Consider the following 21,582-nt stretch of genomic DNA (forward strand, 5'->3'; position numbering starts at 1 on the left):
ATCCTGAGCCTGACCGGCTCAAGGCAGGAACCATAGCAGAAATCCACGTTCTGACAGCCGTTTTTTTTAGGTTTACACGCGATATGCGCCGGTTTTTTGATCGCTTTCCCGGCTAGGGTGGAGGAAGGGCGGCACAAGGGCGACGGATCGGTCGCGCCCTAAGGCCGGGATGCGAGATCGGCGCGGGTTTGGGCCTGGGTGAGCCACACCATCAGGCGACTGAAAAATTCCTTATTTGCGCGGATCGCCTCAACGATTTTCATTTCCCCCACATAAGACTGCATCGCCCGGCGCACATCGGCGGAATAATGCACCGGCGGCATGGTCCCGATCGTGCGGATCTGGGTGCGAACCTGCCGCAGATCTTCAAGATCATCGATCATATTGGGGGCAAGCATGATCTGAAGCGTTCGGCGCTCGCCAGCCTGCATGGCACCGCTTTGCAAAAGCCGCCCCACGAAACGCTGGGTGGCATTGAGATCCATATCCGATGAGGATGTGGGGATGAGGATCAGATCAAAGGCGGATAAAAACAGCAGATCATCAGGATCGATCCCGGCCGGCGTATCGATCACGATCAGATCGAACCGGTCATTATCGATCGCATGGGTGGGATCAAACAGGCGTTCATAGGCTTCATAGCTGTCACGCCCGGGCCATTCCACATGCGCCACATCGATGCGGCCATCACCGATGAAGCGGGCAAGGGATTTTTCGCCGGATTTCTGCTGATCGAGATCGATGAAGCAGATGCGCTTACCTTGCGCCGCCATGCACAGGGCGGTGAGAAGGGCAAGCGTGCTTTTGCCGACACCGCCTTTTGCATTGGCAAAAATAACGGCGGGAATCGTTCGTTCACGCGCCATCAAACATTCCGTTTTTGGTCAGATGAAAATACAAGGATCGCATGATCTGCCTTGAAGCCGCACCCTGATGATCTCTTTGGGTCGGCATCATCGCCGACCCGGTTTTCCTCTCGGGATCAATCGTCGTATTTATCGTCGGGACGACCATTGTCATAAGTGGGGTTGCCCGGGGCCTGTGGCCTTTCTTCGGGATAGGCGGGCGGACGCGGGGCTTCACTGCCCGATGCAAAGCCCAAAGCTTTTGAAACCTGATTCAATCGGGATTCATTATCCGTGAAAACACCGCTGGTCTTGTCGCTATCGGTATGCAGCTCGCCGGTGATGGTGGCCCCTTCATCGATATCGATGCTGCCATAGGAAATGCGGCCGCTGACCCGCCCCGATTTCATCACTTTGAGTTTTTTCTTGAGGGTAATGGATTGCTCCAATGTGCCGCTGATCTCGGCGCTTTGGCCCGAGATTTCGCCTGCAACATAGCCGGTTTCCCCCACGATCAGATGATCGGCATAGATTTTTCCGGTGAGCCTGCCATCGATGCGGGCGGTGCCGGTGATCGACATTTCCGCCCCTTCCATCGAGCTGTGCTCGCCGACGAAAAATTCATAATAATCCGGCTTGTTGGCTTTTTCGGTCATTTTTTCTGTCTCCAATCTGCTGGCACGATGCCCAAAACGCCCCTCGTTTCAAAACCGGATGGCCGATCCGGGATGCATCATCCTAATGCTTCTAAACAGTTTAAAGCAATTTGGCGAGACGTTCCCGCACACAATAGCCCAGCACAAGCAGACAATCATCGCTTGGTGTCACTTTTTGGTTAAATTTTCGGGATCGGGCAGCAATCCGCATCCCGACAATCGCCTTTTCAGCCCCTTGACAGGATAATACACATCAGATTACTCTTTTATTCAGAGTTATCTGATTGAAGGAATTATTGATGACCGACTCTTTAGAAGACAACAGCACGAAAATCAGCCGTGCCGAAGCCGATCAAACCTTAAAGGACATCGCCGGCACCATGGAGCGCACCCATCTGGGCCTTGGCTATCGTGCCACCGCGCCGCATCTGCTTTTGTGGGGCATCATCTGGTTTGTGGGCTACAGCCTCAATGCCCTGATCAGCGGCCCCCAATGGCATTGGCTGCCTTTGCTGATCATAGGCATTCCCGCCAGCGGCTGGCTGGGGGCGCGATCCCTGCGTGGCCTGCACACATCAGCGCAGAAAGGCGTGTTGAATTATGCTTTATCCAGCCTTGTGGGCTTTGTGTTTTTCTTCATTCTCTTTGCTTTGCTGCCACCCCTTGATCCGCGCCAGATGGGGAGCCTTTTTCCCCTGATTGTCGCCGCTATTTATGCCATTACGGGGATCTGGTCAGGCAAATCCAGACTGGCTTTCGTGGGGGTGGCGGTGGCACTGCTGGTGATTCTGGCCGCCTTCATCCTGCCCGCCCATTTTAATCTGATCATGGCCGTGGCAGGGGGCGGTGCACTGGTTCTGGGCGGCCTTTGGATGCGGACATGGTGAGCGATATGACCGAGGAACAACCCGACCGCATCATTCATCAACCCGTGCGCACCCGCATCATGGCCGCACTTTTCCCTCTCGATCCTGGGGCCATGCTGGAATTTCGTGATCTGAAAATCCTGACCGGGGCCAGTGATGGCAATCTGGGCGGCCATATCACCGCCCTTGAAAAGGCTCGCTATATCGAGGTCATCAAGGATTTCAAAGCCAAGCGGCCCCGCACCCGCCTGATGCTATCCGCCGAAGGCCGAAAGGCTTTTGATGCCTATCGCACATTTTTGCGCGCCTTGCTGGATGACGGAGGGTGATCAGCCCTGAAGGCGGCGGGTGAGGCGGGTGAGATCATCATCCAATGTGGCATCGGAATGGCGCAGATCATCAATCTTTTTCACCGCATGGATCACCGTTGTATGATCGCGCCCGCTGAATTTGCGGCCAATCTCGGGCAGGGATCGCTGGGTCAGCTTCTTGGCAAGATACATGGCCACCTGACGCGGGCGGGCGATATTGCGTGAGCGCCGTTCCGAGAGCATTTCGCTCACCCGCAGATTATAATGATCGGCCACCGCTTTTTGAATATCATCGATATTGATCTTGCGATCATTGGCCCGCAACAGATCAGCCAGCACTTCGCGCACCACATCGATAGTGATGGCGCGACCCACGAGCTGGCCATAAGCCACCACCCGATTGAGCGCGCCTTCCAGCTCGCGCACATTCGAGGTGATTTTGCGGGCCAGAAAATCAAGAATATCCATCGGAATTTCAAGATCGCTCAAGGCTTCCGCCTTGCTTTGCAAAATCCCCAGCCGCAATTCATAATCGGTGGGGTGAATATCCGCCACCAGCCCCCAGCCCAGCCGCGAAACGATTCGTTCCTGAAAACCTTCCAGATCGGTGGGCGAGCGATCGGCGGAAATGATAAGCTGCTTTTGGCTTTCGATCAGGGCGTTGAAGGTGTGGAAAAATTCTTCCTGCGTCGAATCCTTGTTGGCGATGAACTGGAAATCATCCAGCATCAAAAGATCCACCGAGCGAAATTGCTGCTTGAACGACATGGTATCGCGATAACGCACGGATGCGATGAACTGATACATGAATTTTTCAGCCGATATATACATCACCCGGCGACCGGGATAGAGCCGGGAATATTCCCAGGCAATGGCGTTCATCAGATGGGTTTTCCCCAGCCCCACACCGCCATGCAAAAACAGGGGATTGAACGGCACACTTTGGGATTCCGACACCCGGCGGGCCGCAGCATGGGCAAAGGCATTGGATTTGCCCACCACAAAGGTTTCGAAGCTATAGCGGGGCTCCAGCCGTCCGCCCAAACCCTCGACCCCATCGGCCATGGATTGATTATGCGCCTGCAGGCCCGGGTCTTGTGTTGGCGCGGCCGCTGCACGCTGCCCACTGGCATAGCTTTTGATGGCGGAACCCAGCCGGGCATTGGCATGGGTTGCGGGGCTGATACCCGGCTGATTGGGCCGCGCGCCATTCAAAGACGCGCCATTCTGCTGGGGACCATTTTGCTGAAGCCCATTCTGCTGAAGCCCATTCTGCTGAAACTTGGCAGACAGATCTTCCCCATCATCCAAAACCACATCAACACACACATCAGCAATCGGATCGGGGCCAGTCGCCAACAGGGATCGGATGCGGTTGAGATAATTGCGTTCCACCCAATCGCGCATGAAATCAGTGGGGACACTGAGCCGGGCGATGCCGCCGCTGATCGTGGATAATTGCAAGGGCCTGAGCCAGCGATCAAATTGCGCCTGGCCATATTCACGCTTCAACTGGCTTTGAACCCAACGCCAATGCTCATGATCATGCCCCATTTGCTGATCCGGCGTCTGTTGTGTTTCGGCTTTAGGATTGGCCACGCCTGTTCCCCGATCTGCACCCATCCCTTGTTTCATAGTCACTCTATAGAAAACAAAGGTATCATTATTCGCATAAAAGCGGCATGCCTTTCGGCATATTTAAACGCTGCTCTATCGTAATTGTTGGACGAATATTATTCGCAATCTATCGCATCACTTATTCTGTTCATTTGATTGTATTTTAATACATTTGAACAGTTTCTATTTCTTTGCCTCGTCCAGCATGACCACAGAAGCTACATCCCGCATGGATTGGCTGCAACCGATTCCATGGGCTGAGATGCAGATTCTGAAGGCCCTATGCAGTGCACGGGGGGGTGCCTACCATATATAGGGTGGATGCAGACCCACAGAGAGGTGGAGAGGGGGAAGGGCAGGATCAACAGCCGCTGATTACACGCATAACGAGTTGTGAACTTGAGCGTGATCGCAGAAAATGTGGCTTGGTCGTCGAATCGGGACCCCTGCGGTTCAGCCCAAGAGGCGCACAAAAACAAGAAACCCGCATTCGCGAGAATGCAGGCTCTTATTATATTCTTGGGCTTTAATGTTCAGATTGAACGCCGCAAGCGCTCAAAACTTCAAACGCCCAAGACCTCAAGCACTAAGGGCATTGATCCGGCGCGAAAGCCGCGACACTTTGCGCGAGGCCGTATTTTTATGCAAAACGCCTTTGGAAACACCCCGTTTGATTTCGGGTTCAGCCACCTTGAACGCATCGGCAGCCGCTGCCTGATCCCCTGATTCAAGGGCCAGTTCAACCTTTTTGATAAAGGTGCGAATGCGGGAACGGCGCGCCGTATTGATAACGGTGCGGCGATCATTGCGACGGACGCGCTTTTTCGATTGCGGCGTATTGGCCATATCTAAAACCTTCTCAGACAATCAAACGAGGACAAACAAAAGAGCCCGTGCTTCTTGCGGATCACCCCGCATGGCAGACTCTGCCCTTCAAAACTAAGATGCGCTCTATAGAGGGGACAGCGAACAAGGTCAACTGCCGTTCCGCCCTTCCCGGCTGCTTTTTAGCGATTTTTGAACTGCGGACGCCGTTTTTCTATAAAAGCCGCCATGCCTTCGCTTTGATCTTCAAAGGCAAAGAGCGAATGAAAGACCCGGCGTTCAAAGCGCATGCCCTCATTCAAGGTGGTTTCATAGGCGCGATTGACCGATTCTTTGGCAATCATCACCGCCGGGCGGGAAAAGCCGGCGATTTTTTCGGCGGCATCCAGCGCCACATCCAAAAGATCATCCGCCGGCACCACCCGCGCCACCAAACCCGAGGCCAAAGCTTCTGCAGCATCCATATGGCGACCGGTGAGCACCATATCCATGGCTTTGGATTTGCCGATGAAGCGGGTCAGCCTTTGGGTGCCCCCGGCGCCGGGGATCACCCCGATGGTGATTTCGGGCTGGCCGAATTTGGCCGTATCGGCGGCAATGATAAAATCGCACATCATCGCCAGTTCGCAGCCGCCACCCAAAGCATAGCCCGCAACGGCGGCAATGATCGGCTTGCGCACACGGCTCGCTTCTTCCCAATTGGCGCTGATGAAATCTTCCATGAAAACATCGCGATAGCTTTTATCGGCCATCTGCTTGATATCGGCCCCGGCGGCAAAAGCCTTGTCGCTGCCGGTGATCAGGATACAGCCGATCTCATCATCGCCTTCCAGATCGCGCAGGGCTGCAGTCAACTCATCCATCAACTGATTATTGAGCGCATTCATCGCCTTTGGGCGATTGAGCGTGATGATGCCGACAGCCTCGCGCTTGTCGAGAAGGATGGTTTCATAAGACATGGCGCACCTCATCTGTTGTGCGGACTTGCGATCAGGATGATCAGGCCAGCGGCCCGACCGTTCAGGCGACCCTGCTTAGCCCCAAGCGGCGGCTATTGCAAAATATGTTTGCCATCCCCCCATCAGGGCCCGCTCATCGCTGTGGTTCTCGGGCCTAGCGCTGGCAGCCCGGGCAATAGAATGTAGCACGCCCGGCCTGGATGATTCGTTTGATGGATTGCCCGCAATCGTCCGAAAGGCAGGCCTCATCAGCGCGGCCATAAACTTTGAAACCATGCTGGAATGTGCCCAGTTCGCCATTGATCCCGGCATGATCGCGCAGGCTGGAGCCTCCCGCCAGAATCGCTTCCTCCAAAACCGCCCGCAGCGCCTCGATCAAGGCTCCGGCGCGTTTGCGGCTGAGGCGGGCGGCCTTCAGCCGGGGCGAAATCCCGGCCCGATAAAGCGATTCGCTCACATAGATATTGCCAAGCCCGGCGATCACCTGCTGATCCATCAACAGCATTTTCATCGATGTGGCGCGCTTTTGGCACGCGCCAAGCAAATAGGCCGCATCAAGGCCATCGCTGAAGGGTTCGGGGCCCAAATGCCCCAATAGCGGATGATCTGCAAGGCTTGCCGCATCGGCAAGGGCGACAAGACCGAATCGGCGGGCATCATTGAGCATGATCTGGGTGCCTTCCCGGGTTTGGATGATCAGATGATCATGCCGCCCCGGCTCCCGGTGAGCGCACCCCGGCAGATCCACCTTCACCCGCCCCGACATCCCCAGATGCACGATCAGAACACTGGCATTACCGCCATCCATCTCGATCAGGATATATTTGCCCCGGCGGCTGACCCCGGCCACCCGCCGCCCCACCAGCCTTTGCGCCAGATCAGGGGGAAAGGGCCGCCGCAACCCTTCGCGCCGGGTCAGCAGCCGGGTGATCTCAGCCCCTTCCAGAACCGGGCGCAAGCCGCGACAAACCGTTTCAACCTCGGGCAATTCGGGCATGGCCAGATCCGTTCTATGGGGTGCGAAATCAGTTAAAGCCGATCCATTGCGCCTTTGCCAGCGCCCTTTGCTGCTATCGCATGCTGGTATCACAGGAAAAGCTTCGCTATGTTCGGGCCGCAATCACATGGACGAGACCCTATGTCAAGCCACAGCCAGAGCACGGAAATGACCGCCCAAACCCCAACCCACCCCCCGCTTCCCAACGATCCGGAACAAACCGCCGATCCTGCGGGTAAAACCGCATGGTTTGGCAATCAGCCGGTGGCCGAAGCCGACAAGGCCCGGCGGGTGCATGATGTGTTTAAAAGCGTGGCCGGGCGCTATGATCTGATGAATGATGTGATGAGCGGCGGCCTGCATCGCCTGTGGAAATCGAGCCTCATCGACAGCCTCAATCCCCGCGCCGGAATGCATCTTCTTGATGTGGCCGGGGGCACCGGGGATATTGCCTTTCGCTTTTTGAAAGGGGCGGGCGACTTGAAAGGGGCTGGCGGCCAGGGCCATGTGACCATTCTGGATATCAATGATGCGATGCTGGGGGTGGGCCGCCAGCGGGCTGAAAAGCTGGGGATAAAAGGCCGCATGGATTGGTTGTGCGGCGATGCCCAGCATCTGCCCCTGCCCGATCAAACGGTGGATGCCTATACGATTGCTTTTGGGATTCGTAATGTCACGCGGATCGATGAAGCCCTGTCGGAAGCCTATCGGGTGCTCAAATATGGCGGGCATTTCCTGTGTCTTGAATTTTGCCCGCATCTGGCCCTGCCCCTTCTGGATCGGCTTTATGCCCGCTATAGCGATGCAATGATCCCGCGCTTTGGCCAATGGCTGGCTGATGATGCGCCATCCTATCGCTATCTGGTGGAAAGCATCCGCCGTTTTCCCGATCCTTTGACATTTGAGGCCATGTGCGGCAGGGCAGGGTTCAGCAAGCTCAGCCATCGGCTTTTATCGGGCGGTGTTTGCGCCATCCACAGCGGCTGGAAGCTGTGATCAAAGGGCTTTATCGTGTTTGAATCCTTGCGCCATATCTTGCGATTTTTGGCCGTGGCCCGTGCTTTGGCGCGTCATGATGCTTTATTCTGGATCGATGATGTGGGGCGCGCGCCGGCGGGTTTGAAGCTGATCGTGCGGCTGGCCACGCGCTTTGTCCGCCGTCGCAAGGGGCTGGCCGAAAGGCGGGGCAAAAGGCTGGCCGCCGCCTTGCAGGATCTGGGCCCCGCCTATATCAAGCTGGGCCAGATGCTGGCCACCCGGCCCGATCTGATCGGCCATGATGTGGCTTTGGATCTGCGCCAATTGCAAGATCGCCTGCCCCCTTTCCCGGCGGATCGGGTCCGGGCCATCATCGAGGCCGAACTGGGCCGCCCCCTTGAAGAGTGCTTTGCCGAATTTTCCCCCGAACCCGTGGCCGCCGCCTCGATTGCGCAAGTTCATAAAGCGCGCACGCCTGAGGGCATGGCGGTGGCGGTCAAGGTTTTGCGTCCGGGGATCGAAGCCGCCTTTGAACGCGATCTGGCGGCTTTTTCATGGTTCGCCCGTTTTGCTGAACGCACCGTGCCAAAAGCCCGAAGGCTGCGGCTGGTGGCGGTGGTGGAAACGGTGGTGCAAACGGTGGCGAGCGAGCTTGATCTGCGGCTGGAAGCCGCGGCGGCTTCCGAACTCGCGGAAAATATGGCGGGTGAACCGGGCTATCGCATCCCGCTGATCGATTGGGAGCGCACCACCGGCCATATGATGACCCTGGAATGGATCGATGGCATTCCCTTGAGCGATGTGGATCGCCTCGATGCGGCGGGATTGGATCGCCGGGCTTTGGCCTCCACCATCGTGCGGGCCTTTTTATTGCAGGCCATGCGCGATGGATTTTTTCATGGCGATATGCATCAGGGCAATCTGTTTGTGGATGCCGAGGGCAATGTGGTGGCCCTGGATTTCGGCATCATGGGGCGGCTTGATCGGGAGTCCCGACGTTATCTGGCGGAAATTCTTTATGGCTTTTTGCAAAAGGATTATCGCCGGGTGGCGCGCTGGCATTTTTCGGCGGGTTATGTGCCGGCCGATCAATCCGAAGAAACCTTTGCCCAGGCCATGCGCGCGGTGGCCGAGCCCATTTTCGGGCGGCCGGTGCGCTCGGTTTCAGCCGGACGGCTTTTGGGGCAGCTTTTTGCCACCACCGAAGCCTTTGGCATGGAAACCCAGCCGCAATTATTGCTCTTGCAGCGTTCGATGGTGATGGTGGAAGGCATGGCGCTCCATCTGGATCACGAAGCGAATATGTGGGCTTTGTCGCGTCCGGTGATCGGAGATTGGATGCGCGATCAACTCAGCCCCGAAGTGGCGCTGGCCGATCATGTGAACGCGGTGATCGAAAGCCTGGGCCTTTTGCCAAAGCTCGTGCGCCGCGCTTCGGATCTGATGGAGGATCTGGAAACGAAAAGGCGCGACGAAAAAGATCGCCCAAGGCCGGAGCGGATGGAACTGGAAGGCTGGCCGGGCTATGCACTGCTGGCCATAGGGGCGGTTTTGTTGGGATGGATTGTGGGCCGTTTGTGAACGGAATAAAACGGCCGATTTCAAAAGAAGCTGGAAAGGGTGACACGCCGTGCTGCATGGAAAACGCATTTTGCTCATCATCGGAGGCGGGATTGCGGCCTATAAATCCCTGGAGCTCATTCGCAGGCTGCAAGATGAAGGGGCGCGGCTGCGCTGTATCCTTACCAGTGCCGGGGCGCAATTCGTCACCCCTTTGGCTGTCTCCAGCCTCAGCCAGGATAAATGCTATATGGATCTGTTTTCCCTCACCGACGAAGCGGAAATGGGCCATATCCGCCTTTCGCGGGAAGCCGATCTGGTGCTGGTGGCCCCCGCAACCGCTGATCTGATGGCCAAAATGGCCCATGGGCTGGCCAATGATCTGGCCAGTACGGCGCTTTTGGCTACCGATAAGCCGGTGATGATCGCCCCGGCGATGAATGTGGAAATGTGGGCGCATCCGGCCACCCGGCGCAATCGCGCCATGCTTGAGGCGGATGGCGTGTCTTTCGTTGGCCCTGCCAGCGGTCTGATGGCCTGTGGCGAGATCGGCGCGGGCCGCCTGAGCGAGGTGCAAGAGATCCTTGCCGCTGTCAAATCATTCTTTTCGGGTCCGAAAGGATTACCGCTATCCGGGCTTCATGCTTTGGTTACAGCCGGCCCCACCCAGGAACAGATCGATCCCGTGCGCTATATCGCCAATCGATCATCTGGGAAACAGGGCTTTGCCATTGCCGGGGCGCTGGCCGCACTCGGGGCCCGGGTCACCCTGGTCTCGGGTCCTGTGGGGCTTGAAACCCCAAAAGGCGTGGAGCGGATCGATGTGGTGAGTGCGGATGAGATGCTGGCGGCCAGTTTGGCGGCCTTGCCAGCCGATATGGCCCTGTGCGTGGCGGCGGTCGCGGATTGGAAAGTCGTGGGGGCGGGTGTGCAAAAAATCAAGAAAACGGATGATGGCAAAGCCCCGGTGCTGCAATTCGCTGAAAATCCCGATATTCTCGCCACCTTGTCTGGTCTGGGGGCGGATCGTCCAAAGCTGATGGTCGGATTTGCTGCTGAAACCGAAAAGCTGCTGGCCCATGCCGAGGCGAAAAGACAGCGCAAGGGCTGCGATTGGATTGTGGCCAATGATGTCTCTTATGGCAGCGGCGTGATGGGGGGTGATGAGAATGCCATTACTCTGATCAGCGATGCGGGCACGGAACGCTGGGAACAGACGAGCAAGCACGCCATCGCACAAAGGCTGGCCCTCAGAATTGCCGATCATTTCCAGAAAAGCCCCTCAGGCGAGGCCGCCGAGTCGCGCGCTGAAATTCACTGATTTGATAAGAATTTGCATCATGAAAGAGCGATCCGATGCTGAAATCCCCAGATGAAAACGTTTGCATCCCCATCATGCGTCTACCCCATGCCCAAGGGCTGGATCTGCCATCCTATGCCACCAAAGACAGCGCCGGAATGGATCTGCTGGCGGCTCTGGAGAGCCCAAAAACCCTGCTCCCCGGCCAAAGAGCGCTGATTCCAACCGGTTTGGCGATGGCCTTGCCCGTCGGTTTTGAAGCCCAGATCAGGCCGCGGTCCGGTTTGGCGATCAAACATGGCATCACGGTCCTGAATGCCCCGGGCACCATCGATGCCGATTATCGTGGTGAGATTAATATTATTATTATTAATCACGGAGATACAGCTTTTACGATAGAACGTGGTCAGCGCATTGCGCAGATGGTGGTTGCCCCCGTGCTGCAGGTAAAAGTTGTGGAAACACAAGATATAGGTGAAACGGATCGTGGCAAGGGCGGCTTTGGGTCTACGGGATTGTGAACAGACTTCGCGGATGCGTGATTGGACGTGATCTGAACTTTCTGTCAACCAAAATACATATGTTTTATGTCTGATAATATCAATGTAGGGTTGAGTATAGGAAATGTTCAAATTCTCTAAAAAGATGATCTATGCGGTTGAAGCGGTTGTCTATGTTGCGCTTCATGGCAAAACAGCGCCAGTGCAATCGCGTGCAATTACCGGACGCCAGCAAATTCCCGAACGCTATCTGGAGCAGGTTCTTCAGCGTTTGGTGCGATGCGATATCCTGAAAGGCGTGCGGGGGCCGCGCGGGGGCTATCGTCTTGCCCGTCCGGCGGAACGGATCAGCATCGGCGAAATCGTCGGGGTGATCCGGGGTTTGGATGGCGGCGATGAAAGCAATGAGCATGAAAGTGCATCAGAACTGGGCGAATTGATCGTGCTGCCGATTTTCGAAGGCCTTGATCGCGAAGTGATGGAGCGTCTTGATCGCGTGCTGGTTGCAGATCTGTTACAGCAGGCACAAGCAGGCAATTCTGACACGAGCGATCATAGCGCCAGCCCTGCCCAAATTTTGCAGAGAGCGTAAGTTTCAGCTCCTCTCTCGATCAATACCCGCGGCGCATTGAACTGTGGCATCCGGCCTTGTGATCCTCTAATATAAGAGCGTCATATTTCTGGTCGGACACGGATGAACGAGTGCTCTTGATGAACGAGTGCTCTGGTCGCCATTGAGGGATTATGGAGCTATCAGATCAGCAGCTGGAGCGCTATGCCCGGCACATTATCCTGCATGATGTGGGCGGGTCCGGTCAGCGGTGTTTGCTGGCGTCCAGGGTCTTGCTCATCGGGGCCGGGGGGATCGGCTCGCCCGCAGCCCTTTATCTGGCTGCTGCAGGCGTTGGCCATCTTGGTATTCTCGATGATGATCGGGTGAGCCTGTCGAATCTGCAGCGCCAGATCCTTTATGGCACATCGGATATTGGGCGATCCAAAGGGCAGGCGGCGGCCGAACGTTTGGGGGCGATCAATCCCGATGTTGCGGTTGATGTGCATGAGATACGCCTTGATGCGGGCAATGCCGTTTCTTTGCTTGCAGGCTATGATCTGATCCTTGATGGATCGGATAATTTTACCACCCGGCTGGCGGTGAATGAAGCGGCGGTGGCTTTGGAAATTCCGCTGGTTTCAGCGGCCATCGGACCTTTTGAAGGGCAGCTTTCGGTGTTCAAGGGATATCTTCCGGATCGCCCCTGCTATCAATGTCTGGTACCTGCCCCCCCTGCGGATGAAGCGCAGAAATCCTGTGCGGAAACGGGGGTTTTGGGGGCGGTGGCCGGGGTGATGGGAAGCTGGGCTGCTTTAGAGGCTATGCGCGAACTGATGAATGTGGGGGAGAGTCTGGCTGGACGGATGATTCTGTTCAATGCCCGGGATGCCATCACCCGAACCGTGGGTCTGGGAAAAGATCCGGCCTGTGCAATCTGTTCTGATCCCGGCATGGCGCATCAGTCTCGGCCCGCTTCGATCTCAAGAGGCTGAGTCCAAGACCGCGATCTCAGAAGCGTGAAGGGTGGGATCGATCACTTGTCGGATAAAAACCCAGCGGTTAAACTTGTATGATAGTCAAACAATAAACTGAAGGACCGTTTATGTCGTTTTTACCGTCTTTGCCCAGGAAAACCAATCTGTCGGATGTGATCAAGGGCTTTCCCGTCGCCTGGGAGCCTCTTTTTGATTTTCATGATGTTGTTTTGCGCGGTGAAAGCCCCCTCAGCATCGGTGAGCGTGAATTGATCGCTGCTTATGTTTCGGGCCTCAATCACTGCCATTTTTGTTATAATGCGCACCGGGTTTATGCAGAAAGCTATGGATTTGCCCCGGATGTGACCCCGGCTTTGCTGGATGATCTGGCGACCGCCCCCATCGATGATGCCCTGCGGCCGATCCTGGCCTATGCCGGCAAGCTGACGATCCGGCCATCCGATGTCACCGCCGCTGACGTAGCGGCCATTCTGGATGCCGGCTGGGATGAAACGGCGGTGGCAGATACCAATAAGGTGGCCGCCTTGTTCAATTATATGAATCGGGTGATTTTGGGCATGGGTGTGGATGATTTCAATGATTTCTACGCCCGTCGCCTTGAAGCCGTGCGCGCCCAGCCTATCGAAGAGCGCAAGGCTGCCAATCAAAAAGACCTGAACACTCGCCATTATCGCGGCTATGGGGTGCAGCTTGGCGTGATCAGCGAATAACAGGCTTGATAGCCTGCCTTATCCCGGGCTTTTGCCAGCCAGCACATCGCGGATCAGGGCCTTGCTGTTTTCAAGGCCATAAAGCGCGATGAAGCCGCCAAAGCGCGGCCCCTGGCTTTGTCCGAGCAGGGTTTCATAAAGTGCTTTGAACCAATCGCGCAAACTATCAAAAGGTTGGCTTTTGCCGGATTCATAAACCTCAGTCTGGATTGTTTCGGCATCGCAATTATCTGGTAACTGATCAAGGCGGATGAGCAGATCTTCCATCGCCGCCCGCTCCATCTCCGTAGGGGCCCGGAAGGATTTGGTGGGGGCCACAAAATCGCGATAATAGGTTAGGGCATAGCCCATCAGACGATCAAGCTCGGGATGGCTTGCTGCCGAAACCCCTTTTTGATAGCGGGACACAAAGCCCCATAAAGCGGCTTTATCCCGCGCATGGCTGGCGGACACCAGATTGAGCAGTAGGCTGAAGCTGACCGGCATATCGAAATGCGGCACCTGCCCCAGATGCACGTGCCAGGCGGGGTTTTTAAGCTGCGCTTCCGGTGTTTCCTCGTGGAATTTGACAATAAAGCTATAATATTCATCCACCGTTTTGGGAATGACATCGAAAAACAGCTTCTTGGCCTTTTTGGGGGCGTGGTACATATAAAGCGACAGGCTTTCGGGTGAGGCATAAGACAGCCAATCCTCGATGGTAAGACCGTTGCCCTTCGATTTGGAGATTTTTTCACCTTTTTCATCGAGAAACAGCTCATAATTAAAGCCTTCGGGGGGTCGGCTACCCAAGATGCGCCGAATAGCCGATGACAGCTTCACCGATTCGATGAGATCCTTTCCCGCCATTTCATAATCCACATCCAGCGCATCCCAGCGCATCGCCCAATCCACCTTCCACTGGCATTTGACATGGCCTCCGGTGACCGGCACGGTAAACGCCTCGCCCTCTTCATCATGAAAGGTGACCGTTCCGGCCTCGGCATCCATGGCGATCAGGGGGGTTTGCAACACCACACCGCTTTTGGGGCTGATGGGCAGAAAGGGGCAATAGCTTTTGCGTCGTTCTTCACCCAATGTGGGAAGGATGACGCTAATCACCTTATCATAATTGCGTAAAATCTTGAGCAGGGTTTCATCAAATATTCCCGAACGATAACAATCGGTTGCCGAGAGAAATTCATAATCGAAGCCGAATTGATCGAGAAAGGCGCACAGCCGGGCATTATTATGATGGGCAAAGCTTTCATGGCTGCCAAAAGGATCGGGCACTTTGGTGAGCGGTTTCCCCAGATGTGCCGCCATGGCCTCCTGATTAGGAATATTGGTGGGCACCTTGCGCAGCCCATCCATATCGTCTGAAAAGCAGATCAGCCGGGTGGGCAGGTCGCTGAGCAGGGAAAAGGCATGGCGCACCATGGATGTGCGCACCACTTCGCCGAATGTGCCCATATGCGGCAGGCCCGATGGCCCATAACCGGTTTCAAACAGCACTTCGCCTTTTTTCGATCCGCCCGTTTCGATCCGTTTGATCAGGGCCTGCGCTTCCTGAAAGGGCCAGGCGTTCGAGCCTTGCGCAAGGCGGCGCAGATCGGCGGGGATGGGGGTGAGATTGCTGCTGGTCATGAATTGATGCACATTGGTTCGGGGTTGGGGAATGGATGGTTCACGGCTTAAAGGCATATACAACGCCCGCGGCCTTTTTTCCAAGCCAAGCTTTTACCTTCTCGCCTCGACCCGTCAATCACAGGGGCAAAGGCGAAGGCCGACGCAAAAAAAAGGGGGCCTGAAAAAGCCCCCCTTTCCATAACGATGATCAGGGCTGGCTGCTTATTCAGCCGCCACAGCGCTGCTTGCCGGATAATAGCTGGCACCTTTTTTGGCCATCGCGCGAAGCTGATCAGGAACGCTGAACCGTTCGCCATAGCGATCCGCCAGCCGGTCGGCTTCGGCAACAAAGGCGGGCAACCCGATGAAATCCATATGGCTGAAGGGACCGCCGGTCCAGGGCGCAAAGCCCCAGCCGAAAATCGCCCCCAGATCCCCATCTTCGGGCGTTGTCAGCACGCCTTCAGCAAAACAGCGGGCACATTCCACGATCTGCCGATACAGCAGACGGGTTTTCACCTCGTCCACAGTTGGCTGCTCGGCGGCGCGGGGGAAATGATCGGCAATGCCCGGCCAAAGATATTTCTTGCTGCCATCTTCGGGATAAACATACATGCCTTTGCCGTTTTTACGGCCAAAGCGTTCGAGCTTTTCAACGAAGGTATCGACCACCACATCACCCGGAGACGCCTGATAATCGGCGCCCAGATCTTTTTTGGTCTGGTTCATGATCTTGTAAGACAGATCAATCGCCACTTCATCGCCCACAGCCAGCGGGCCAACCGGCATGCCCAGCATCTTTCCCGCATTTTCAATGAGAGCCGGATTGATCCCTTCTGCGACCATCGCATAGCCTTCCATCACATAGGTGCCAAAAGAGCGCGATGTGTAAAAGCCCCGGCTGTCATTGACCACAATCGGGGTTTTCTTGATCTGCTGCACATAATCAAGGGCTTTAGCGATTGCTTCATCGCCGGTTTTTTTGCCGGTGATGATCTCTACCAGCGGCATTTTTTCAACCGGCGAGAAGAAATGAATCCCGATGAAATTCTGCGGCTGCGTTGAGGCTTCGGCAAGGCCGGAGATTGGTAGGGTCGAGGTATTGGAGGCAAAGATGATGTCATCACCGGTCACGGCCAGTGCCCGTTTCGTGACATCGGCCTTCAGGGCGCGATCTTCAAACACGGCCTCGATCACCAGATCGGCATGGGCCAGTTTGGAATAATCGTCGGTGGCGGTGATGCGGGCGAGCAGGGCATCGCCGTCTTCTTTCGTCATCTTGCGGCGCTGCACCGCTTTTTCGACGATTTTCACCGAATAATCCTTGCCCCGATCAGCCGCGGCCTGATCGCGATCAACCAGCACCACCTCGATCCCCGCGGCTGCCGAGACATAGGCAATACCCGCGCCCATCAGGCCCGCGCCCAACATGCCGAGCTTTTTGGTGGGCATTTTGTCAAAGCCCTGAGGCCGCCGCGCGCCTTTTTCAGCGGCGGTTTTATTGACAAACAGGGTCCGGATCATATTGCCCGCCTGCCCTTCAACGATCAGACGGGTGAAATATTTGCTTTCAATCTCAATGGCCATATCCATGGGCACGATCGAGCCTTCATAAACCGAAGACAGGATATATTGCACCGCCGGATAATTGCCGTAGGTTTTATCCCGCGCCATGGCATTGGCGGCCATGAAGGTTTGCACTGAACCGGGATGCATGGCACCGCCGCCGCCGGGATATTTGAAGCCTTTTTCATCCCAGGGCTGGATCGCCTTGGGATTGGCTTTCACCAGTTCTTTTGCTTTTTCCACCAGTTGATCCCGGGCCACCAGTTCCTTGATGATCCCAAAGCCAACCCCTTCCTTGCCGGTCATGTTTTTGCCGGTGGATAAGAACTGAAGGGCGGCCTGAATACCGATCAGGCGCGGCAGGCGCTGGGTGCCGCCACCGCCGGGTAACAGCCCCACCATCACTTCGGGCAGGCCCAGCTTCACCGAGCCATCATCGGCGGCGATACGATGATGACAGGCCAAGGGAATTTCAAAACCCCCGCCCAAAGCCACGCCATTGATAGCGGCAATGAACGGCTTGGTTTTTGAACGTTGAAGCTCTTTGGCATCCTTGCCGCCGGTTTCCATCTTGCGCAAAATGCGGTTGAGCCGCACGGAATTCTGGAATACCTCACCCGGTGTGGCGGTTTTCGCCATGGCTGAAAGGCCGCCCAGCATCCGCAGATCGGCACCGGCCATGAAGGCGGGCTTTTCCGAGCAGATCACGGCACCGATGATGGCATCATCGGCCAGCACTTTATCAATGGATTGCTCGAGTTCAGACGTGAAATCGGCGGTGATCACATTCATCGATTGGCCCGGCACATCAATACCGATGATGGCCACACCGTCTTCGATGCGAAAATTGATCGTTTTGGTCATAATCTTTTGTCCCTATCTTGCGATCAAACGCGTTCGATGATGGTGGCGGTGCCCATGCCCGCGCCGATGCACAAGGTGACCAGCGCCGTGGATTTGCCCGACCGCTCCAATTCATCGACCATGGTGCCTAAAATCATCGCGCCGGTGGCCCCCAGCGGATGGCCCATGGCAATGGCGCCGCCATTCACATTCATTTTGGAATGATCCACATCCAAAGCTTCCATGAAGCGCAGAACTACGGCGGCAAAGGCCTCGTTCAATTCCCACAGATCAATGTCGCCCGGGGTCATCCCGGCGCGCTTCAAAGCTTTTTCCGCAGCAAAAGACGGGCCGGTGAGCATGATGGTGGGTTCCGAACCGATCGAAGCATAGGCCCGGATGCGGGCGCGGGGCTTCATGCCCGTGCGTTCGCCGATCTCGCGGCTGCCGATCAAAAGCCCGGCCGAGCCATCCACGATGCCCGATGCATTGCCCGCATGATGCACATGATTGATGCGTTCCAATTCGGGATAGCGCTGCAAAGCCACCGAATCAAAGCCGTAATTGGCCCCCAACTCAGCAAAGGATGGCTTTAGCGCCCCCAAAGACTGCATATCGGTTTCCGGCCGCATATGTTCATCATGATCAAGCACCACTTCGCCGATCACATCCTTTACCGGCAGGATCGAGCGGGCAAAGCGCTTATCATCCCATGCCGCCTTGGCGCGCTTCTGGCTTTCGATGGCATAGGCATCCACATCATCACGGCTATAGCCATATTTGGATGCGATCAGATCGGCAGAAATACCCTGGGGCACGAAATAGGTGGGCATGGCCACCGCCGGATCGGTGGCCCAGGCACCGCCATCCGATCCCATGGGCACCCGGCTCATGCCTTCCACACCGCCCGCGATCATCAGATCGGCCTGGCCTGCCATCACCTGACCTGCGGCCATATTGCTGGCTTCAAGCCCGGAGGCGCAAAAGCGATTGATCTGCACCCCGGCAACCGATTCGGCATAGCCCGCATTGATCGCCGCCACGCGGGGAATACAGGCCCCCTGCTCACCCACCGGCGAAACGCAGCCGAAAATCACATCATCCACAAGGCTGGTATCCAGCTCATTGCGATCACGCAGGCCTTCCAGTACCTGAGTCGCAAGCTGAATGGGGGTGATTTCGTGCAATTTGCCGTCTTTGCGGCCCTTGCCGCGCGGGGTCCGCACAGCGTCATAAATAAAGGCGTCGGCCATTCTAGAATCCTTTCCCGAAGGTGTGTCTGTTTTCGTGCTTTGACTTTACAGAGTTTGGGGCCCTGCCTTCAGCGGACAAGGCCAAACCGCCCCTGCCCGCCGAAATTGGCTAAATCGGCATTGCCATGCGTTTTTAAAAAGCATCCGCCGCAAGCGCCATGACCATATCCGCCCCGGCCTCGATCTTGGCGAGATGGGTGCCGCTTTCGGGCAGGATACGGGCCATGAAATACCGCCCGGTGATCAGCTTGTTTTGATAGAATTCAGCATCGCCGGTGCCTGCATCAAGGGCTTCAAGCGAAATTTTCGCCATTTGCGCCCACATGAAGCCCAGCGCCACCAGCCCCATCAGATGCATATAGGCGGTGGCGGCAGCCCCCGCATGATCGGGGTTTTTCATGCCATTCTGCATCAGCCACATGGTCGCCGATTGCAGATCCTTCAGGGCTTTCGACAAAGGCTGGGTGAATTCGGCCATGTCGCCGTCCCCATTGTCCTTCAAAAAGCCGCCCACGATCTTGAAATAGGTTTGCACGGCCCGGCCCCCATTCAGCCCCAGCTTGCGACCCACCAGATCGAGCGCCTGAATGCCATTGGTGCCTTCATAGATCATCGCAATACGGGCATCGCGCACAAACTGCTCCATGCCCCATTCCCGGATATAGCCATGGCCGCCCAGAACCTGCTGGGCATTGGTGGCATTGGCATAGCCCTGATCGGTGAACACACCCTTAATCACAGGGGTGAGCAAAGACACGATATCATCGGCCAGTTGCCGCTCTTCCTCGGTTTTGGCCTTATGGGCCAGATCCACCTGCAAGCCGCCCCACAAAGCCAAAGCGCGCGCGCCTTCATTAAAGGCCCGGGCATCCATCAGCATCCGCCGCACATCGGGATGAACGATGATCGGATCGGCTTTGTCATCGGGGTTTTTGGCACCGGTCAGCGCCCGACCCTGAATGCGATCCCGGGCATAATCGGCAGCATTCTGATAGGCCACTTCCGACAGACCCAGGCCCTGCAGGCCCACACCCAAACGCGCCGCATTCATCATGATGAACATGGCAGCCAGGCCCTTGTTCTTTTCACCCAGCAGCCAGCCGGTGGCCCCGTCATAATTCAAAACGCAGGTGGAATTGCCGTGAATCCCCATTTTTTCTTCGATGGAACCACAGGAAACGCCATTGCGATCACCGACCGATCCATCCTCGCCCACGATGAATTTCGGCACCACGAACAGGGAAATACCCTTCACCGTATCGGGGGCATCCGGGGTTTTGGCCAGCACCAGATGGATGATATTTTCCGACAGATCATGTTCGCCAGCGGAAATGAAAATCTTGGTGCCCGAAAGCGTGTAGCTGCCATCATCCTGGGGCACCGCCTTGGTGCGGATCATCCCCAGATCGGTGCCACAATGCGGCTCGGTAAGGTTCATGGTGCCGGTCCATTCGCCCGCGATCATTTTGGGCAGATATTTTTGCTTGATCTCGTCGGAAGCCACAGCGCTCAAAGCGGCAATGGCCCCGGCGGTCAGCCCCGGATACATGGCAAAGGCCATGTTCGAGCTGATCATCATTTCCTCAAAGGCAAAGCCCACCACATGGGGCAGCCCCTGACCGCCAAATTCGGGGGATTGGGTCAGCCCCTGCCAGCCGCCCTCGACATATGTGTCATAAGCGGCCTTGAATCCCTTGGGGGCGCTGACCGAGCCATCATCATGGCGGGTGCAACCCTCATGATCGCCCGATGCATTGATCGGCTGCAATTCATTTTCACAAAATTTTGCCCCTTCCTCCAGCACGGCGGCTACCAGATCGGGGGTGGCTTCCTCGAAGCCGGGCAGATCGTTGAACGAATCGAGCTTTAAAAGCTCGTTCAAAATGAAGGTCATATCCTTCACGGGGGCGCGATATGTGGGCATGAATGGACCCTTTCTGGTTCGGTTATAAGGATGCTTAGGAAGACGGTGATTGAACGACAGCCATATTGGCGGGGCCGATGCCTTCGGGGCCGCCAAGGGCTGCATGAAATTTGGTTTTCGCCTGATCTTCGCGTTCGGGATGATCGATCAGGTCCCGGATCAGATCGGTGAAAGCGGTGAGTTCATTGATCATCTGATCGATATCGGCCCGCTGGGCGCGCAGATCGGAAAGCCTTGTCCGGCATTTATCCAGTGTCACCCGGCGTTGGGCGCTGCGATCATCGCCAAGGCTGTAAAGATCGAGCATTTCGGCAATCTCAGCCAAAGAAAAGCCCACCCTTTTGCCCCGCAAAATCCAGGCAATGCGGGCGCGATCCGTGCTGGAATAAATCCGCGTCTGCCCCTCGCGCCGGGGCGAGATCAGACCCTGATCCTCATAAAAACGCAAAGCCCGGGGCGTGATGTCAAACTCACGCGATAAGGTGGCAATGGAATAGGTTGCAGATGCCATGGGTTTGTCCTCAATTTCCCCCACTATAATTAACGTTTACGTAAACGTCAATAGCAAATGATATGATTTTATACTGAGGCCCAATCCCTGCCGGGCAGAGCGGAAGCAGAGGGCCCCATACCTCAAATCGTACCGGCCACAGGCAGCCCCAGCCTTGAGCACGCTTCATGCGAGCACCGGCGCCAACACCAACGGTTCGATCACT

At 56.3% G+C, this 21,582-nt stretch carries 20 protein-coding genes; 9 read left to right on the forward strand and 11 right to left on the reverse strand.

The window, feature by feature from the left end; translation table 11 throughout:
• Positions 1 to 158 precede the first annotated feature (158 nt).
• Both AQ1_RS00255 and AQ1_RS00260 read right to left on the reverse strand, forming a co-directional pair.
• Entirely contained in the window at positions 159 to 866 is a 708-nt protein-coding gene (locus AQ1_RS00255; protein ID WP_042082697.1) for a ParA family protein, read from the reverse strand.
• Between the two features lie 116 nt (positions 867 to 982).
• Positions 983 to 1,501, reverse strand: coding sequence for a bactofilin family protein (locus tag AQ1_RS00260; RefSeq protein WP_150006700.1), 519 nt, complete (start codon positions 1,499 to 1,501; stop codon positions 983 to 985).
• Between the two features lie 299 nt (positions 1,502 to 1,800).
• Between AQ1_RS00260 and AQ1_RS00265 the strand changes: the two genes are divergently transcribed.
• On the forward strand, positions 1,801 to 2,388 hold the full coding sequence (locus tag AQ1_RS00265; protein WP_042082702.1) for a hypothetical protein: 588 nt from the start codon (positions 1,801 to 1,803) through the stop codon (positions 2,386 to 2,388).
• A gap of 5 nt (positions 2,389 to 2,393) precedes the next feature.
• Entirely contained in the window at positions 2,394 to 2,696 is a 303-nt protein-coding gene (locus tag AQ1_RS00270) for a transcriptional regulator (protein ID WP_042082759.1), read from the forward strand.
• Here AQ1_RS00270 and dnaA read toward each other — a convergent pair whose 3' ends face one another.
• The 4 genes from dnaA to mutM all read right to left on the reverse strand — a co-directional run bounded on the left by dnaA (position 2,697) and on the right by mutM (position 7,076).
• Positions 2,697 to 4,313, reverse strand: coding sequence for a chromosomal replication initiator protein DnaA (gene dnaA / locus AQ1_RS00275; RefSeq protein ID WP_462686898.1), 1,617 nt, complete (start codon positions 4,311 to 4,313; stop codon positions 2,697 to 2,699). It abuts the gene before it with no gap.
• Positions 4,314 to 4,874: 561 nt separating this feature from the next.
• On the reverse strand, positions 4,875 to 5,141 hold the full coding sequence (gene rpsT / locus AQ1_RS00280) for a 30S ribosomal protein S20 (protein ID WP_042082704.1): 267 nt from the start codon (positions 5,139 to 5,141) through the stop codon (positions 4,875 to 4,877).
• A 161-nt stretch (positions 5,142 to 5,302) separates the two neighbouring features.
• Positions 5,303 to 6,079 carry an enoyl-CoA hydratase gene (locus tag AQ1_RS00285; protein WP_042082706.1) on the reverse strand — a complete coding sequence of 259 codons (777 nt, stop codon included), beginning with the start codon at positions 6,077 to 6,079 and terminating at the stop codon, positions 5,303 to 5,305.
• Positions 6,080 to 6,233: 154 nt separating this feature from the next.
• A complete protein-coding gene (mutM, locus tag AQ1_RS00290) occupies positions 6,234 to 7,076 on the reverse strand; it encodes a bifunctional DNA-formamidopyrimidine glycosylase/DNA-(apurinic or apyrimidinic site) lyase (RefSeq protein ID WP_042082764.1) in 843 nt (280 codons plus the stop codon).
• 168 nt (positions 7,077 to 7,244) lie between these two features.
• Between mutM and AQ1_RS00295 the strand changes: the two genes are divergently transcribed.
• The 7 genes from AQ1_RS00295 (at position 7,245) to AQ1_RS00325 (ending at position 13,672) form a co-directional block, all read left to right on the forward strand.
• Positions 7,245 to 8,072, forward strand: a complete 828-nt coding sequence (locus tag AQ1_RS00295) for a class I SAM-dependent methyltransferase (protein WP_081836946.1) — start codon at positions 7,245 to 7,247, stop codon at positions 8,070 to 8,072.
• 15 nt (positions 8,073 to 8,087) lie between these two features.
• A complete protein-coding gene (gene ubiB / locus AQ1_RS00300) occupies positions 8,088 to 9,635 on the forward strand; it encodes a 2-polyprenylphenol 6-hydroxylase (RefSeq protein ID WP_052370593.1) in 1,548 nt (515 codons plus the stop codon).
• 49 nt (positions 9,636 to 9,684) lie between these two features.
• Positions 9,685 to 10,935, forward strand: coding sequence for a bifunctional phosphopantothenoylcysteine decarboxylase/phosphopantothenate--cysteine ligase CoaBC (gene coaBC, locus AQ1_RS00305; RefSeq protein ID WP_042082709.1), 1,251 nt, complete (start codon positions 9,685 to 9,687; stop codon positions 10,933 to 10,935).
• A 35-nt stretch (positions 10,936 to 10,970) separates the two neighbouring features.
• A complete protein-coding gene (gene dut / locus AQ1_RS00310) occupies positions 10,971 to 11,435 on the forward strand; it encodes a dUTP diphosphatase (protein WP_042082711.1) in 465 nt (154 codons plus the stop codon).
• 103 nt (positions 11,436 to 11,538) lie between these two features.
• Positions 11,539 to 12,006, forward strand: coding sequence for an RrF2 family transcriptional regulator (locus tag AQ1_RS00315; RefSeq protein WP_081836941.1), 468 nt, complete (start codon positions 11,539 to 11,541; stop codon positions 12,004 to 12,006).
• 152 nt (positions 12,007 to 12,158) lie between these two features.
• Complete coding sequence (locus tag AQ1_RS00320) at positions 12,159 to 12,959, forward strand: HesA/MoeB/ThiF family protein (RefSeq protein WP_042082715.1); 801 nt, start codon at positions 12,159 to 12,161, stop codon at positions 12,957 to 12,959.
• Positions 12,960 to 13,069: 110 nt separating this feature from the next.
• Positions 13,070 to 13,672, forward strand: a complete 603-nt coding sequence (locus AQ1_RS00325) for a carboxymuconolactone decarboxylase family protein (protein ID WP_052370596.1) — start codon at positions 13,070 to 13,072, stop codon at positions 13,670 to 13,672.
• An 18-nt stretch (positions 13,673 to 13,690) separates the two neighbouring features.
• Here AQ1_RS00325 and AQ1_RS00330 read toward each other — a convergent pair whose 3' ends face one another.
• The 5 genes from AQ1_RS00330 to AQ1_RS00350 form a co-directional block, all read right to left on the reverse strand.
• Positions 13,691 to 15,298, reverse strand: coding sequence for a lysine--tRNA ligase (locus AQ1_RS00330; protein WP_042082774.1), 1,608 nt, complete (start codon positions 15,296 to 15,298; stop codon positions 13,691 to 13,693).
• Between the two features lie 204 nt (positions 15,299 to 15,502).
• Positions 15,503 to 17,710 carry a 3-hydroxyacyl-CoA dehydrogenase NAD-binding domain-containing protein gene (locus AQ1_RS00335; protein ID WP_042082718.1) on the reverse strand — a complete coding sequence of 736 codons (2,208 nt, stop codon included), beginning with the start codon at positions 17,708 to 17,710 and terminating at the stop codon, positions 15,503 to 15,505.
• Positions 17,711 to 17,733: 23 nt separating this feature from the next.
• A complete protein-coding gene (locus tag AQ1_RS00340; RefSeq protein WP_042082721.1) occupies positions 17,734 to 18,942 on the reverse strand; it encodes an acetyl-CoA C-acetyltransferase in 1,209 nt (402 codons plus the stop codon).
• 133 nt (positions 18,943 to 19,075) lie between these two features.
• On the reverse strand, positions 19,076 to 20,866 hold the full coding sequence (locus tag AQ1_RS00345; RefSeq protein WP_042082723.1) for an acyl-CoA dehydrogenase C-terminal domain-containing protein: 1,791 nt from the start codon (positions 20,864 to 20,866) through the stop codon (positions 19,076 to 19,078).
• 34 nt (positions 20,867 to 20,900) lie between these two features.
• A complete protein-coding gene (locus AQ1_RS00350; RefSeq protein ID WP_081836942.1) occupies positions 20,901 to 21,377 on the reverse strand; it encodes a MerR family transcriptional regulator in 477 nt (158 codons plus the stop codon).
• Between the last annotated feature and the right edge of the window lie 205 nt (positions 21,378 to 21,582).

It is taken from the genome of Iodidimonas nitroreducens, from assembly GCA_000710935.1.
Classification (GTDB): Bacteria; Pseudomonadota; Alphaproteobacteria; order Sphingomonadales; family Rhodothalassiaceae; genus Iodidimonas; species Iodidimonas nitroreducens.

Bases quoted from the DNA above. Each gene is read 5' to 3' on its own strand.
- AQ1_RS00255 (WP_042082697.1), bottom strand. From the start codon at position 866: ATGGCGCGTGAACGAACGATTCCCGCCGTTATTTTTGCCAATGCAAAA.
- AQ1_RS00260 (WP_150006700.1), bottom strand. From the start codon at position 1,501: ATGACCGAAAAAGCCAACAAGCCGGATTATTATGAATTTTTCGTCGGC.
- AQ1_RS00265 (WP_042082702.1), top strand. From the start codon at position 1,801: ATGACCGACTCTTTAGAAGACAACAGCACGAAAATCAGCCGTGCCGAA.
- AQ1_RS00270 (WP_042082759.1), top strand. From the start codon at position 2,394: ATGACCGAGGAACAACCCGACCGCATCATTCATCAACCCGTGCGCACC.
- dnaA (WP_462686898.1), bottom strand. From the start codon at position 4,313: ATGAAACAAGGGATGGGTGCAGATCGGGGAACAGGCGTGGCCAATCCT.
- rpsT (WP_042082704.1), bottom strand. From the start codon at position 5,141: ATGGCCAATACGCCGCAATCGAAAAAGCGCGTCCGTCGCAATGATCGC.
- AQ1_RS00285 (WP_042082706.1), bottom strand. From the start codon at position 6,079: ATGTCTTATGAAACCATCCTTCTCGACAAGCGCGAGGCTGTCGGCATC.
- mutM (WP_042082764.1), bottom strand. From the start codon at position 7,076: ATGCCCGAATTGCCCGAGGTTGAAACGGTTTGTCGCGGCTTGCGCCCG.
- AQ1_RS00295 (WP_081836946.1), top strand. From the start codon at position 7,245: ATGACCGCCCAAACCCCAACCCACCCCCCGCTTCCCAACGATCCGGAA.
- dut (WP_042082711.1), top strand. From the start codon at position 10,971: ATGCTGAAATCCCCAGATGAAAACGTTTGCATCCCCATCATGCGTCTA.
- AQ1_RS00315 (WP_081836941.1), top strand. From the start codon at position 11,539: ATGTTCAAATTCTCTAAAAAGATGATCTATGCGGTTGAAGCGGTTGTC.
- AQ1_RS00320 (WP_042082715.1), top strand. From the start codon at position 12,159: ATGGAGCTATCAGATCAGCAGCTGGAGCGCTATGCCCGGCACATTATC.
- AQ1_RS00325 (WP_052370596.1), top strand. From the start codon at position 13,070: ATGTCGTTTTTACCGTCTTTGCCCAGGAAAACCAATCTGTCGGATGTG.
- AQ1_RS00330 (WP_042082774.1), bottom strand. From the start codon at position 15,298: ATGACCAGCAGCAATCTCACCCCCATCCCCGCCGATCTGCGCCGCCTT.
- AQ1_RS00335 (WP_042082718.1), bottom strand. From the start codon at position 17,710: ATGACCAAAACGATCAATTTTCGCATCGAAGACGGTGTGGCCATCATC.
- AQ1_RS00340 (WP_042082721.1), bottom strand. From the start codon at position 18,942: ATGGCCGACGCCTTTATTTATGACGCTGTGCGGACCCCGCGCGGCAAG.
- AQ1_RS00345 (WP_042082723.1), bottom strand. From the start codon at position 20,866: ATGCCCACATATCGCGCCCCCGTGAAGGATATGACCTTCATTTTGAAC.
- AQ1_RS00350 (WP_081836942.1), bottom strand. From the start codon at position 21,377: ATGGCATCTGCAACCTATTCCATTGCCACCTTATCGCGTGAGTTTGAC.